General features: G+C 71.7%; 12 protein-coding genes. 7 read left to right on the top strand and 5 right to left on the bottom strand.

Features of this window, described 5'->3' with window-relative positions; genetic code table 11:
- The 7 genes from C7444_RS09505 to C7444_RS09475 are packed head-to-tail and all read left to right on the top strand — an operon-like array spanning nt 1 to nt 7,239.
- Nucleotides 1-1,146, top strand: a complete 1,146-nt coding sequence (locus C7444_RS09505) for a glycosyltransferase family 4 protein (protein ID WP_110400616.1) — start codon at nt 1-3, stop codon at nt 1,144-1,146.
- Complete coding sequence (locus C7444_RS09500) at nt 1,133-2,002, top strand: PIG-L deacetylase family protein (protein ID WP_110400615.1); 870 nt, start codon at nt 1,133-1,135, stop codon at nt 2,000-2,002. Before C7444_RS09505 ends, C7444_RS09500 begins: the two co-directional genes overlap by 14 nt.
- Nucleotides 1,999-2,640, top strand: coding sequence for a serine O-acetyltransferase (locus tag C7444_RS09495; RefSeq protein WP_110400614.1), 642 nt, complete (start codon nt 1,999-2,001; stop codon nt 2,638-2,640). Before C7444_RS09500 ends, C7444_RS09495 begins: the two co-directional genes overlap by 4 nt.
- Nucleotides 2,633-3,250: a hypothetical protein gene (locus C7444_RS09490; protein WP_170130693.1), complete on the top strand. Its 618-nt coding sequence runs from the start codon at nt 2,633-2,635 to the stop codon at nt 3,248-3,250. Before C7444_RS09495 ends, C7444_RS09490 begins: the two co-directional genes overlap by 8 nt.
- Nucleotides 3,247-4,209: a glycosyltransferase family 2 protein gene (locus C7444_RS09485; RefSeq protein WP_110400612.1), complete on the top strand. Its 963-nt coding sequence runs from the start codon at nt 3,247-3,249 to the stop codon at nt 4,207-4,209. Before C7444_RS09490 ends, C7444_RS09485 begins: the two co-directional genes overlap by 4 nt.
- Before the next feature lie 10 nt (nt 4,210-4,219).
- Nucleotides 4,220-5,950, top strand: a complete 1,731-nt coding sequence (locus tag C7444_RS09480; protein WP_146219369.1) for a hypothetical protein — start codon at nt 4,220-4,222, stop codon at nt 5,948-5,950.
- The gene (locus C7444_RS09475; RefSeq protein WP_110400610.1) at nt 5,947-7,239 is read left to right on the top strand and encodes a glycosyltransferase family 4 protein; all 1,293 of its coding nucleotides are present in this window, start codon (nt 5,947-5,949) and stop codon (nt 7,237-7,239) included. The genes C7444_RS09480 and C7444_RS09475 overlap by 4 nt, the downstream gene beginning before the upstream one ends.
- A 9-nt stretch (nt 7,240-7,248) precedes the next feature.
- Here C7444_RS09475 and C7444_RS09470 read toward each other — a convergent pair whose 3' ends face one another.
- The 5 genes from C7444_RS09470 to flhB are packed head-to-tail and all read right to left on the bottom strand — an operon-like array spanning nt 7,249 to nt 13,897.
- On the bottom strand, nt 7,249-7,962 hold the full coding sequence (locus C7444_RS09470; RefSeq protein WP_110400609.1) for an RNA polymerase sigma factor FliA: 714 nt from the start codon (nt 7,960-7,962) through the stop codon (nt 7,249-7,251).
- 18 nt (nt 7,963-7,980) lie between these two features.
- Nucleotides 7,981-8,811 (bottom strand): flagellar biosynthesis protein, encoded by an 831-nt coding sequence (locus C7444_RS09465; protein ID WP_245909487.1) that lies wholly within the window; start codon nt 8,809-8,811, stop codon nt 7,981-7,983.
- A 21-nt stretch (nt 8,812-8,832) separates the two neighbouring features.
- Nucleotides 8,833-10,647, bottom strand: a complete 1,815-nt coding sequence (gene flhF / locus C7444_RS09460) for a flagellar biosynthesis GTPase FlhF (RefSeq protein WP_110400608.1) — start codon at nt 10,645-10,647, stop codon at nt 8,833-8,835.
- Nucleotides 10,644-12,737, bottom strand: a complete 2,094-nt coding sequence (gene flhA / locus C7444_RS09455; protein WP_110400607.1) for a flagellar biosynthesis protein FlhA — start codon at nt 12,735-12,737, stop codon at nt 10,644-10,646. Before flhA ends, flhF begins: the two co-directional genes overlap by 4 nt.
- Complete coding sequence (gene flhB / locus C7444_RS09450) at nt 12,734-13,897, bottom strand: flagellar biosynthesis protein FlhB (protein ID WP_110400606.1); 1,164 nt, start codon at nt 13,895-13,897, stop codon at nt 12,734-12,736. Before flhB ends, flhA begins: the two co-directional genes overlap by 4 nt.
- Nucleotides 13,898-14,089 lie beyond the last annotated feature (192 nt).

Below are 14,089 nucleotides of genomic sequence, written 5' to 3'. Positions count from 1 at the left end.
ATGCGCATCCTGCACCTCGACCCCGACGACATGGACAACCCGCTGGCCGGTGGGGGTCCCGTGCGCACCTACGAGATCTGCCGCCGCCTGGCGCGCCGCCACGAGATCACCGTGCTGACGCCGACCTTCCCCGGCTCGACGCCAAGCAAGGAGCGCGACGGCATCCATTACCTGCGCCTGGGCCGCAAGGTGGGCGAGCACGGCTCGTCGCACCACCTGACCTTCCTGGCCAGCCTGCCGCGCGCGGTGCGCCAGCACGACTACGACCTGCTGGTCGAGGACTTCATGCCCCCGGCCTCGGCCACCTGGACGCCGCTGTTCCGGCGCCGCAGCGCGGCGCTGGTCGGCTCGGTGCAGTGGTTCTCTGCACGCAGCTACACCCGCCAGCTCAAGCTGCCTTTCCACTGGGGCGAGACCCATGGCGTGCGGCTCTATCCGGCGCTGGTCGCGCTGACCGAGTCGATGCGCCGCTACCTGAGGAGCCGCCACCCGGGCGTGCACTGCGAGGTGATCGGCAACGGGGTCGACGACGCCCTGTTCGAGACACCCCCCGGTCCCGGCCGCGGCCTGCTCTTCCTCGGCCGGCTGGAGCTGCACGCCAAGGGCATCGACCTGCTGCTGCAGGCCTACGCCGGGCTGGCCGAACACGAACGTGAGCCGCTGACGCTGGCCGGCACGATCCAGGAGCCGCAGGCGCTGCAGGCGCTGATCGAGCGTTTCGGCCTGGGCCGCTGGGTCCGGGTGACCGGAGCGTTCGATGCAGCACGGCGCCTGCGCCTGCTGCAGGACTGCCGTGCGCTGGTCATGCCCTCGCGCCAGGAGACCTTCGGCATGACGCTGAGCGAGGCCAACGCCGCCGCCCGCATCGCCGTGCTGTGGGATCGCGAGCCGATGAACGAGGTGGCCTCGCCGCAGAGCCTGCGGGCGCCGGCCTTCGAGGTCGCGGCCTACACGCAGGCGCTGCGCGAGGTGCTGGCCATGGGCGACGACGAGCTGCTGGCGCGCGGCCTGGGCTCGCGCGCCTTCGCCCGGCGCTACTGCTGGGACGAGGCCGCCGCCGCGCAGGAACGTTTCTACCTCGAGGCCCATGACCGCCAGGTGATGCAGCGCCGCCGCACGACCGGGAGCGTCCATGCCGGTCGTTGAAGGCCTGCGCCGGCTGCTGCGCCGCTGGGTCCGCCCGGACGCCCGCAACTCGCTGGCCGTGGCGCTGCTGCTGGCCGGCCACGACCGCTGGCCGCGCCGGGTCGACCAGTGGCAGGAGGCCCGGGTGCTGGTGCTCAGCCCGCATCCGGACGACGAGGCGATCGGCTGCGCCGGGGCGGTGCTGCAGCACGTCGCACAGGGTGCGGCGGTGCATGTGGTGCAGCTCAGCGACGGCGCGCTGGGCGACCGGCGCCTGCACGACCCGGCCCTCGACGCCCCCGGGCGCGAGGCGCTGCAGCGCCGGCTGCGCGACACCCGGCGCCAGGAAGCGCTGGCCTGGGGCCGCGCGGCCGGGGTCACGCAGGTGCGTTTTCTCGAGGCGCCCGACGGCGGCATCGGCCCGCACGAGCCGCAGGTGCGGCGTCTGGCGCTGTGGCTGGACGAGCTGCAGCCACGGCTGATCTACCTGCCCTTCGTGACCGACCTGCTCGAGGACCACTGGCAGACCAGCCGCCTGCTGGCCGCGGCCCTGGCGCGCTGCGGCGCCTGGCAGCGTTCGCTGGTGCTGCGCTGCTACGAGGTCTGGGCGCCGCTGCCCGCCAACCGGGTCGTCGAGCTCGACGACCCGCTGGCCGAGCGCAAGCAGGCGCTGCTGTCGATCTACGCCAGCCAGCTGCGCGACGTCGACTACCGCCGCGCCATCGCCGGCCTGAACACCTACCGCTCGATGCTGCTGCCCGACACCGGAGCGGGCCAGGCCGAAGCCTATGTCGAAGCCAGCCTGCCCGGCTGGCTGGACCTGATCCGCCGCGCGGCCCAGCCGCCGCACGCCCCCGACACGGACCGCCCCCGATGAACGACACCCTGCCTGCCGCGGCCCGAGCCGCCCCCTGCCCGAGCCGGACCGAAAGGGCCGACGCCCCCCCGACCTGGCGCGAGACCCGTGCGCTGATCGGCTCGGACTTCCAGCGCCTGAGCGAACACCTCGGTGGCGCCGACGGCCTGGCCCACCGGCTCTACTACGCCTGCCTGCCCGGTTTCCAGGCCCTGCTGTGGCACCGGCTGTCGCGCCACCTGCTGCTGCGCGGCTGGCGCGGCAGCGCCCGGCTGCTGTCGCTGATGGCCATCTACCTGACGCGCGCCGAACTGCCCCCGACCAGCTCGATCGGCCCGTCGGCGCTGATCGCCCACGCCACCGGCGTCTACGTGTTCGGCCGCGTCGGCGCCCGCCTGACGATCCGCGGCGACGGCGGTCTTGGCGGCGGCTTCGGCACCGAGGACATCGGCGGCGGCCCGGGCTACCCAGTGGCAGGCGACGACGTGGTGATCGCCTTCGGTGCGCGGGTGCTCGGGCCGGTGCGCATCGGCAGCGGCGTGCACGTGGGCCCGGGCGCGCTGGTGACCGAGGACGTGGCGGAAGGCGCGCTGGTGATGTGGCCGCGCGCCCGCGTGATCGCCGGCGGGGCCCAGGCCCATGGAGGTGCCCGTGGCTGAAGCGCTGATCTCGCCGAACGACGAACCGCCGCTGAGCTGGGCCGAGACCCGCGCGCTGATGCGCTCGGACTTCCAGCGCACCGTCGAGTCGATGGGCAACGAGGGCAGCGCGCTGAAGCGCCTGTTCTGGCGCCTGCTGCCGACCAGCCAGGCGCTGTTCTGGCACCGCATCAGCCGCCACCTCTTCCTGCGCGGCTGGCGCAACACCGCCTGGGTCATCTTCCTGGTCAACACCTACCTGACGCGCATCGAGATCGCGCCGACCACCTCGATCGGCGCGGGCTGTTTCCTCGGCCACGCACCGGTGGTGCTGTGCGGGCGCATCGGCAGGCGTTTCACGCTCTACGGCTACGGCGGCCTGGGCGGGGGCATGGAGTCGCGCGACATCGGCGGGGGCAGCGGCCTGCCGGTGGTCGGCGACGACGTGCTGATGGCCATCCGCGCGATGGTGCTCGGACCGGTCCGCATCGGCGACGGGGCCCGGATCGGCCCGAGCTGCACGGTGACCCGCGACGTCGCCGCCCGCGCCGTCGTGGCCAGCGCCCCGCCACGCACCCTGTCCACCGCGGCGGCAGCGGACCACCCGGCCTCGAACCAGGAACAGCCATGAGCCAGAAGAATCCCATCGACGCCAGCGTCATCATCGTCAACTGGAACGTGCGCGAGCTGCTGCGGGTGTGCCTGCAGTCGCTGCACGACGACGGAGGCGTGGCGGCCGGTCGGCTGCAGGTCATCGTCGTGGACAACGACTCGCGCGACGGCAGCGTGGCCATGGTGCGCGAGCAGTTCCCGCAGGTCGAGCTGGTCGCCAACGGCGACAACGTCGGCTTCGGCCGGGCCAACAACCAGGCGCTGCCGATGTGCCGCGGCCGCCACGTCGTGCTGCTGAACCCCGACACCCGGGTGCTCGACGGCGCGATCGGCCGCATGGTCGAGATGATGGACGCGGAGCCAGCGGTGACCGTGCTGGGCTGCCGTCTGCTCAACGGCGACGGCACGCTGCAGCGCTGGACCGCCGGCGCCTACCCGCGCCTGGCCAATCTGCTCAACCACTACTTCTTCCTCGACCGGCTGCTGCCCCGCGCCCTGCGGCCGATGCCGCTCTACCTGGATCACGACGTGAGCCAGGACATCGAGGTCGACTGGCTCTGCGGCGCCTGCATGGTCATGCGCACCGCCGACCTCGGCGGCCAGCTGTTCAACCCGGACTACTTCATGTACGGCGAGGACATGGAGCTGTGCCACCGCCTGAAGCAGGCCGGGGGCACCGTGCTCTACACGCCACGCGTGTCCATCGTGCACTACCAGGGTGAAAGCATGAAGCAGCAGCAGGGCGACGTGCTGCTGTCGGCGCTGAAGGGGCCGCGCCAGTTCTACCGCCAGATGCGCGGCGGGCGCGGCCTGTGGCTCTATGACCTGGTCACCGTCGCCGGCTTCGGCCTGCGCGGCGCCCTGTACCGGCTGGGCGCGCTGCTGCGCCGGGCCACGCCGCAGCAGGCCGTGCTCGAGGCCAAGGCCCGCTCCAGCGAGGACCTGATGCGCCGCGCCTGGCGTGTCCGGTCGGCATGAGGACCGCGCCATGAGCCCCCCGGGATCCCGCCAGGGCCGGCACCGGTCGATGCCGGCCGGCGGCCACGAACCGCGCCAGGACCGCCGCCACCTGCTGCTGGGCAGCGGGCTGGCGCTGCTGGGCGGCACCGGCGCCTGGGCCACGCTGACCGTGCCCGGCTGCAGCGACGGCGCGCTGGCCACGCCGCCCGACCACCTCTCGCGCTTCGACGTGCACATCGACGTCGACGACCCGGGCGCGCCGCTCAACGCCGAACTGCTGGGCCACAACGTGCAGTGGGTCGACCGGGGCGACGACCTGCTGCGCCCCGACGGCCGGCCCGAGCCGGCGATGCTGGCCCGGCTCGCCCAGCTGGCGCCGACGGTGCTGCGTTTCCCGGGGGGGGCGCAGTCCGACGTCTACCACTGGCAACGGGGCGTCGGCCCACTGGCGCAGCGGCGCAGCAACGAGCACTTCCACAACCGCCAGCAGCAGCCCAGCATCCTGGGCACGGCCGAATTCCTCGACCTGTGCGAGCGCACCGGCGCCCAGCCGGTGATCACGGTCAACGTGCCCAGCGGCACGCCCGAGGAGGCCGCCGCCTGGGTGCGGGCGGTCAACGTCGACGGCCTGCGCTCGCCGCAGACCGGCCGGCGCCTGCGTCAGGTGCAGCGCTGGGAGATCGGCAACGAGCCCTACCTGAAGGACGAGGCCCGCCCGGAGCTGGCGATGGAGCCCGAGGCCTTCGCCCGCCAGGCCGACCGCATCATCCGGGCGATGCGGGCCGTCGACCCCTCGCTGCTGATCGGCCTGCCGCTGTCCAACGACCGGCGCAACGGCGTGCCGGTGGTGCACTTCACGAACTACGCCCGGCGGGTGCTGGCCACGCTGACCGAACGGGTGGACATCGCCTGCGTGCACAACGCCTATCTGCCCTTCGGCTACGACCGGCTCGACGATCCGCAGGCGCTGTACTGGGCCACGATGGGCGGCAGCCGCACGGTGATGGCCGACCTCGACGCGCTGCACCGACTGATCGCCGAGGCCCGTCCCGGCCTGGTGCTGCCGGTGGCGCTGACCGAATACCACGCCATCTTCAGCCTCGGACGCGGCGCCAGCGACGAATGGACCGGCAGTCCGGCCGCCGCGCTCTACGTCACCGACCTGCTGATGATGCTGGCGCGGCGTGACGACGTGCGCTGGGCCAACCTCTGGTCGCTGTCGGGCAACTGGCGCTTCGGCGCCATCCACGGCCAGGGCTGGCTGCGGCCGGTCGGCGAGGTGCTGGCGCTGATGCGCCCGCTCTTCAACGGCGAGCGGCTGCCCGCCCGCGGCAGCGCCACCACCGCGGCCACGCCGGCGGCCGGGCTGGTCGCGGCCGTGGCGGCGCTGCCGCTGGTCGAGACCCTGGCCACGCTCGAGCCTGGCACCGAGCAGGACTGCATCCGCCTGCTGCTGCTGCACAAGCACCCGACCCAGGCCGCCAGCGGCACGCTGCGCCTGACCGGCCTGCACCAGCCGGGCCGCCACCGCCTGCGGCTGCACAGCCTGTCGGCGCCATCGGTGATGCGGGCCGACGACGCCACCGACCTGTTCGTGCGCCAGCGCACGACCCCGCCGGCCGACGCCGTGCAGATCACCGACGACACCCTGACCCTCGACCTGACCCTGCCCCCCGCCAGCGTCAGCCTGCTGGAGTGCTGGCTGCCGGCTACGCACCGGCCGGCCTCCCTCCACCGCCCCCTCTCCGACCTGACATGACCACCATGGCACGCTCGCAGCCCACCGCCTCCACCGCCCGGCGTCCGCGCATCGGCGTGGACTTCCACACCTTCGACGGCATCTTCCAGGGCAGCCGCAGCCACCTGCTGGGCGTCTACCGCGAGGCGGTACGCACGGCGCTGGACATCGACTTCGTCTTCTTCGTCGGCGACCCGGAGCGGCTGCGGCGCGAGGATCCGGCCTTCAGCCTGCCCAACGTCACGCTGGTGAGGATGAAACACCGCAGCGCCTTCGCCCGCCTGGGCTGGCAGCTGGCCTGGGCGCAGCTGCGTCACCGCATCGACCTGCTGCATGTGCAGTACCGCCTGCCGCTGCTGCCGCTGGGGCCCTGCGCGGTGACGGTGCACGACGTGCTGTTCGAGACCCATCCGCAATACTTCAGCGCCGGCTTCGCCCGCATGGCCCGCTGGACCGGCCGCTGGGCGGCCCGGCACGCCCGGCTGCTGTTCACGGTCAGCGACTATTCACGCTCGGAGATGATGCGGCTCTACGGCCTGGCGCAGGAGCGCATCCACGTCACCTGCAACGCCGTGGACAGCAGCCGCTTCCTGCCGGGGCGGCAGGGCATGGACCTGGTGCGCCGGCGCGGCCTGACGCCGGGGCGCTACCTCTGCACGGTGGGTCGGATCGAGCCACGCAAGAACCACCTGAAGATCCTGCAGGCCTATGCGCTGCTGGTGGAGCAGCACGGCCCGGCGCTGGCCCAGCACGGCATGGCCCTGCCACCGCTGGTGGTGATCGGGCAGCGCGACTTCGGCGATCAGGCGGTCTTCGACGAGGTGCGGCGCCTGGGCATCGAGACCCAGGTCGTGTTCCTGGAGACCGTCACCGACGAGGAGCTGCCGGCGCTGATCCGCCATGCACGCGTGTTCACCTACCTCAGCCTGGCCGAAGGCTTCGGCATGCCGGTGCTCGAGGCGATGGCCTGCAGCGTGCCGGTGATCACCTCCAACACCACCGCACTGCCCGAGGTGGCCGGTGATGCGGCGCTGCTGGTGGATCCGGAAGACGCGCAGACGATCTCGCTGGCGATGGCGCGGCTGATGCTCGATCCGTGGATGTCGGCCGACCTCGGCCGGCGCGGCGTCGAGCAGGCGGCCCGCTTCCGCTGGACCTCGGCGGCCCGCTCGCTGGTGTCGGCCTTCCGGCAGCACTTCAACCTGGAGCCGCCGCTGGAGGAGCAGCCCCAGCCCTGGCCCGACCACCTGGCGCCGATCCAGCAGCGCGCGCCGTCCTACCGCGTGCTGTCGTGGCCCAACGCGGCCTGATCGACCCCCTCACCAGGTGCGCAGCTTGACGCGCAGGCGGGCGATGGACTGGCTGTGCAGCTGGCAGACGCGGGACTCGGTCACGCCCAGCACGGCCGCGATCTCCTTCAGGTTCATGTCCTGCTCGTAGTACATGCTCATCACGTACTGCTCACGCTCGGGCAGGTTCTTGATCGCGTCGACCAGCGCCGAGCGCATGCGGTAGTCGTTGAGCTGGGTCAGCGGGTCGCTGCCCTCGTCGGCCACGTGGCGGTCGAGGTAGTCGTTGTCACCGTCGTCGCCGCCCATGTCCTCGAGGTAGATCAGCTGCGTGCCACGGACGCGGTTGAGCAGGTCCTGGTAGTCGGCCAGCGAGATCTCCATCTCCTTGGCGATCTCGCTCTCGGAGGGCGCTCGGCCCAGGCGCTGCTCGAGGCGGTGCACGGCGGTCTCGATGTCACGCTGGTGCTTGCGGTTGCCCCGGCTCATCCAGTCCGAGCCCCGCAGCTCGTCGAGCATCGCGCCGCGGATGCGCTGCGTGGCGAAGGTCTCGAACTGCACCCCCTGTCCCACGTCGAAGCGGCTCAGCGCATCGGTCAGGCCGATCATGCCGACCTGGATCAGGTCATCGATCTCGACGTTGGCCGGCAGCTTGGCGATCATCTGGTGGGCCAGGCGGCGCACCAGCGGGCTGTACTGCTTGAGCATCGTGTTGACGTCGAGGCGACCTTTGGCGGTATACATTCGTCGGCTCCATCACATTCAGGTCATCGACGGCTGGCGGTGCGAGGGCAGAGCCACCCGCAAGCCGGCACGTTCGCTTTCGCCGGGGTTGAGCACCGCGGCCGAGGACAGCAGCTGCTCCACCAGGCCGACCAGCGCCGCGGACGGCGTGGCCGTCGGCGGTTCGGCCGGATCGACCTGCACCCAGTCACGCTGCACGCCACCGAGGAACAGGTCCGAGCAGTGCGCCAGGCGCTCCGCGACCAGCCGGGCGTGGGTGGATTGGCGGGGGGCGCACATGAGCAGGTCATGGATGCGCCAGTCGGCACGCTGCGCAAAGATCTTCAGGGCCGCATAGGCGTGGGTCATCGATTCGGGTCGGTCATCGCACAGCACCAGCGGGCGGGGGCGGCTGACCCCCTCGTCGCCGCGGCCGAACAGCCGGGCCAGCTCCAGCGCGCTGGCATGCACCAGCACCACCTGGGTGCTGGGCAGCGCCTCGGCGATCGCGTCCAGGAAGCCGCGGGTCGAGCCCTGGCTGTCGACCCAGCGGGCCGGCAGGCCACGCGCGCCGAGGTAGGCCACCCGCTCGGACAGCACCTCGATGCCTTCGGCCAGGTCGAAGTTGGCCAGCTCCTTGGGCGCGGCCCCACGTTCGGACGCGTCGACCAGCAGGGTGTCGAGCTCCATCTCGTCGAGCACGGTGCACAGGCGTTCGATCAGCACCCCGCCATGCGCGATGAAGGGGTTGGACACCACGGGCACGAAGCGCATGGAACGCGAGGAGAACAGGCGGCGCAGGCCGTCGGCCTGGTCGGCCGGGGCGGTGCGGCGGAAGGGCGGTGGTGGCGGCGCGGAGGGCATGGTCATCGCGAAAGCTCCCTGCATCGATCAGACGTCGGTGTTGCGTGTCGAGCGACCGCGCGGGGCTGCCGGGGCGGCCTGCGGAGCGGCGAACAGCAGGTTCACGTCGTTGACGTCCATGCGCCAGGCCTGCGAGCCGGTGGTGCGCATCGCGCGCTGGATCAGCGCCTGGGCCGTCAGCCGGTGCCAGTCCTCGGGCACACGCTGGCCGTTGGCGACCGCGACCACCTTGACGCGGTGGCGGATCAGCGCGTCGAGCGCCGGGCCGAGCTTGACCGCCTCGTCCATCTTCGACAGCACGATGCCCTTGGCCTGCGTGGCCTTGTAGGCCGACAGCACGTCCTCGATGGTCTCGCCCTGCTGCGCGGCGTTGACCACCAGCAGGCGCTTGATCGCGCGGTGCTGCAGCATCTCCAGCAGCTCGCGGGTGCGGGTGTCACGCTGGGCCAGGCCGGCGGTGTCGATCAGCACCATCTTCTTGGCCGACAGCAGGTCGAGCAGGTCCTCGAGCGCCACGCGGTCGTGCGCGGTGTGCACCGGCACGCCCAGGATGCGGCCGTAGGCGCGCAGCTGCTCGTGGGCGCCGAGCCGGTAGGCGTCCAGCGTGATCAGGCCGAGGTTGCCCGCGCCGTGGCGGGTGGCGAAGGCCGCCGCCAGCTTGGCGGTCGACGTGGTCTTGCCCACGCCGGTCGAGCCGACCAGCGCGAACACGCCGCCCTGGTCCTCGAGGGCCGGATCGTCCTCGCCGGTCAGCAGGTTGCGCTGCAGCACCGAGGCCGACCAGGCCAGCTCGTCGGCGGTGTCCTCGGGCAGGCCGTCGGCCAGCTTGCGGATCAGCGCGGGCGAAAAGCCGCAGTCGAGCAGGCGGGTGATCAGCTGGGCCTGGCGCGGGCTCTTCTGCAGCTTCTCCATGAACGCCAGGGTGCCGAAGCGCTCCTCGATCATGCCCTTCATGGCACGGATCTCGTTCATCATCGCGTGCTGCTCGTCGGACGGTGCCGCAGCGACCGCCGGCTCGCGCGGAGCACGGGCCGCCCGGGGGGCCGGAGCCGCCGCGCGCACCGGCGCCTCGGCGAAGGCATCCATCAGGCTGTCGGGCGCATCGCCCAGGTTCAGCTCGGGCTCGACCGGACGCTCGCGGCGGCTGGCGCGTGGTGCCGCGGCCTGGGCCGCCGCCTCACGCTGGGCCTGCAGCGCCGCGCCGGTGGCCATCATCTTCGGATAGGTCGGCAGGTCGTCGGCGTCGTGGGCCTCACGGGCCTCGGCCGCCTCGCGCTGCGACAGGCGCTGCTCGATGGCCGCCGGCGACACCGGCACCGGACGGGCCGCCTGCTCGCGCAGCTCGGTCTCGCGCTTCTTGAGCATGCGCTCGCGCACGTAGTCCTGGAAGGACAGCGTGCTCATCGCCAGCGTGCCGACGTCGTCCTGCACCTGGCCGTCGACCGGGTCGGGAAAGCGCGACAGCGGCGCGGCCGGCGGGGTCGCGGCCGGGCCGACGCTCGGCACGGCCGCACGCAGGCGGGCCAGCAGGCCACCGCGGCTGGCCGCGGGTGCGGCCACCGGAGCCGACGGCTCCTGGGCGGCCCGCCAGTGCTCGGGCGCCGGGGCCGGGGCGGGACGCTGCGGCTGGGGGGCTGCGGCGGCCGGGGCCGGCGAGGCCATCGCCCGGCTGTCGTCGCCGAAACGCTCGATCGCATCGATGCTCTCGGGCGGCATCGCAACGATCTCGATGCCTTCGCTGCACGGCTTGGTCGACAGCACCACGGCGTTGTCACCGAAGGCCAGGCGCACTTTCTGCATGGCCTCACGCGAGTTGCGGCCGATGAAACGTTTGACGTTCATGTGCTGGCTCCGATGATCGAACCGATGCGGATCGAATGGGTATCAGGAATCTCGCTGTGGCCGAGCACCCGCAGGCGGGGCGCGGCGCGGCGCAGCAGGCGGGCCACCGGGGCACGGATCGGATCGGGCACCAGCAGGCACGCGGGATGACCGAGGTCTTCCTGGCGGCGGGCGGCATCGTTGGCGCCACGCGCCAGGTGATCGGCCACGCCCGGGTCGAGCGCGGCGCCATGCTGGGCGCTCAGCGCCTGGGTCAGCAGGCGCTCGAGTTCGGGTTCGATGGCGATGACGTCGAGTTCGCGCTGCGCGCCGTAGATCTGCTGCACGATGGCCGGGGCCAGGGCGATGCGCAGGCGCCGGGCCAGCTCCATCGGATCGGACAGGCCGCCACCGGCATGTTCGGCCAGGGCTTCGATGATCGAGCGCATGTCGCGGATGTGCACGCCTTCTTCCAGCAGCAGCTGCAGGACCTTCTGCAAGGGGGCGATGCCGATCATCTTGGGAACCACGTCTTCTATGAGTTTGGGAGCCAGCTTCGTCACGTGTTCCACCAGGGCCTGGGTTTCGACTCGCCCCAGCAACCTGGCCGCGTGCAGTTGCATCAAGTGTGAAAGATGGGTGGCCACGACGGTCGAGGAATCAACGACGGTGTACCCGGCCATTTGGGCGCTTTCTTTCTGCCGGTCGTCGATCCAGACCGCCGGCAGGCCGAAGGCCGGATCGGTGGTGGCCTGTCCCGGCAGCTGGGCGGTGACGTGGCCGGGGTTGATCGCCAGGTGCATGCCGGGGAAGGACTCGCCCTCGCCCACCACCGCGCCACGCAGCGTGATGCGGTACATGCTCGGGCGCAGTTCGAGGTTGTCGCGGATGTGCACGGCCGGCGGCAGGAAGCCGACGTCCTGGGCGAACTTCTTGCGCACGCCCTTGATGCGGTTGAGCAGGTCGCCACCCCGCTCCTTGTCGACCAGCGCGATCAGGCGGTAACCCACCTCCATGCCCAGCGTGTCGACCGGCTGCAGGTCGTCCCAGCTGGCCTCGGCGTTGGCCGCGGCGGCCTGCTGCGGATCGGGCGGCGGCGGGGCCACCGCGGCCGGGCGGTGATCGCGCACGTACATCCAGCGCGCCAGCGCGGCCATGCCCCCGCCCACCAGCAGGAACACCAGGTTGGGCATGCCGGGGATGACGCCCAGCAGGCCGATGACCCCCGCGGCGATGCCCACCGACTGCGAGGACTTGAACATCTGGCCCATGATCTGGGTGCCGACGTCCTCTTCCTTGCCCACGCGCGAGACCACCATGGCCGCGGCCACCGAGATCAGCAGGCCCGGGATCTGCGCGACCAGCGCGTCACCGACGGCCAGCAGCACGTAGGTGCTGGCCGCCTCGCCGGCACCCAGGCCGTGCTGGACCACGCCGATGATGAAACCGCCGACGATGTTGATGAACAGGATCAGCAGCCCGGCGATCGCGTCGCCACGCACGAACTTCGACGCACCGTCCATCGAGCCGAAGAACTCCGCCTCGTCCTGCACCTCGGCGCGGCGGCGCTTGGCGGACGCCTCGTCGATCAGGCCGGCGTTCAGGTCGGCGTCGATCGCCATCTGCTTGCCGGGCATCGCGTCCAGCGTGAAGCGGGCGCCCACCTCGGCGATGCGCTCCGCGCCCTTGGTGATGACGACGAAGTTGATGACCACCAGGATGCCGAAGACGATCAGGCCGACCGCGAAGTTGCCCCCGATCAGGAAGTGGCCGAAGGACTCGATCACCGCACCCGCGGCGCCCGGGCCGGTGTGGCCCTCCATCAGCACCACGCGGCTGGAGGCGACGTTCAGCGACAGGCGCAGCAGCGTGGTCAGCAGCAGCACCGTCGGGAAGGCGGCGAAGTCGAGCGGGCGGACCATGTAGGCGGCCACCAGCATCACCATCAGCGCCAGCGCGATGTTGATGGTGAAGAACACGTCCAGGGCGAAGCCCGGCAGTGGCAGCACCATCATGGCCAGGATCATGATGATGAAGACCGGGGCGGCCACCGCCTTCATCGCGGCGGCATGGCGGCCCAGCAGGCCTTGCAGAGTGGTCAGCGCGTTCATGCGGGTTCAGTCGTGGGCGGCACAGCGCTGGGGTGATGGGGATCGAGCTCGGGCGGGATGTCCAGCGGCACCAGATCGGCCGGCCAGGGGCTGCGGCCGGCCAGCGCATGGCGCAGCTGGAACACGTAGGCCAGCACCTGCGCCACCGCGCTGAACAGCGCGAACGGGATCTCGCGGTCCAGCTCGCCATGGGCGTAGAGCGCCCGGGCCAGCGGCGGCGCCTGCAGCACGGGCACCTTGGATTCCTTGGCGATGTCGCGGATCTTCATCGCCAGCAGGTCGGCGCCCTTGGCGACCACCCGCGGCGCCCCCATCGAGGCCTCGTCGTAGCGCAGCGCGACGGCATAGTGGGTCGGGTTCATGACCACCAGGTCGGCCGTCGGCACCGCGGCCAGCATGCGCCGGCGCGAGGCCTCGCGCATCTTGGCCTTCATGCGGCCCTTGACCTCCTGGTTGCCCTCGAGCTGCTTGAATTCTTCCTTGACTTCCTGATGGCTCATCTTCAGGCGCGAGCGGTGCATGAACCGCTGCAGCGGCACGTCGATCAGCGCGGCCGCGGCCAGCACCAGCACCAGCAGCCACAGCCCGGAGGCCATGCGGGCGACCGTGGTCTCGATGGCCAGCGGCAACGCCATCGACTGGGCCAGCACGAAGTCCTCGACGTGGGCCCACAGGTAGCTGGCCCCGACGATGCCCAGGATCAGCGCCAGCGCACAGGCCTTGAGCGTGTCGCCGAGCTGCTGCTTGGAGACGATGCGGCCCAGCCCGGCCAGCGGGTTGAGCTTGCCGAAGTTCGGCATCACCGCCTTCATCGTGAAGATCCAGCCGCCCGACAGCACGCCGGAGGCCACGGCGGTCACTCCGGTGATCAGGCAGATCACCAGGCCGAAGCCGATGGCCGGCAGCATCAGCGTGACCAGGCGCTCCAGCATCAGGCGGGGCGTGGCGACGGTGCTGGCGTCGAAACGCAGGCCGTCGGCCATCAGCTGGGTCAGCCAGGCGGCGACCGGCGCCGCCGCGGTGGCCAGCGCCGCCAGCCCGGCGGCCACGACGCCGAAGTGGCTCAGGTCCCGCGAGCGCGCGACCTGGCCCTCTTCACGCGCCTTGCGCAGGCGGTGTTCGGTCGGGTCAAGCTGCTTGTCCTGGGCGCTGTCGGCCATGATCGGGATTCCGGAAGGGTCTGGGGGGATTCTTCCGGCCCGGCTTCCAGGACTTGAGCCCGATAAACGTGGTGTTTACTGCGGTGTTCCGGCCGGTGTGGTTCCGGCCCGACCCAAAATGAACAAATCCGGTCCGATCATGAAAAAAGCGCAGCGATGCCGGTGCATCACTGCGCTGCGCGCCGGCACGAA

This window comes from Sphaerotilus hippei, from assembly GCF_003201595.1.
Classification (GTDB): Bacteria; Pseudomonadota; Gammaproteobacteria; order Burkholderiales; family Burkholderiaceae_C; genus Sphaerotilus; species Sphaerotilus hippei.
Note: the sequence above shows the minus strand (reverse complement) of the source record. Positions and strands in the feature narration are given on the sequence as shown.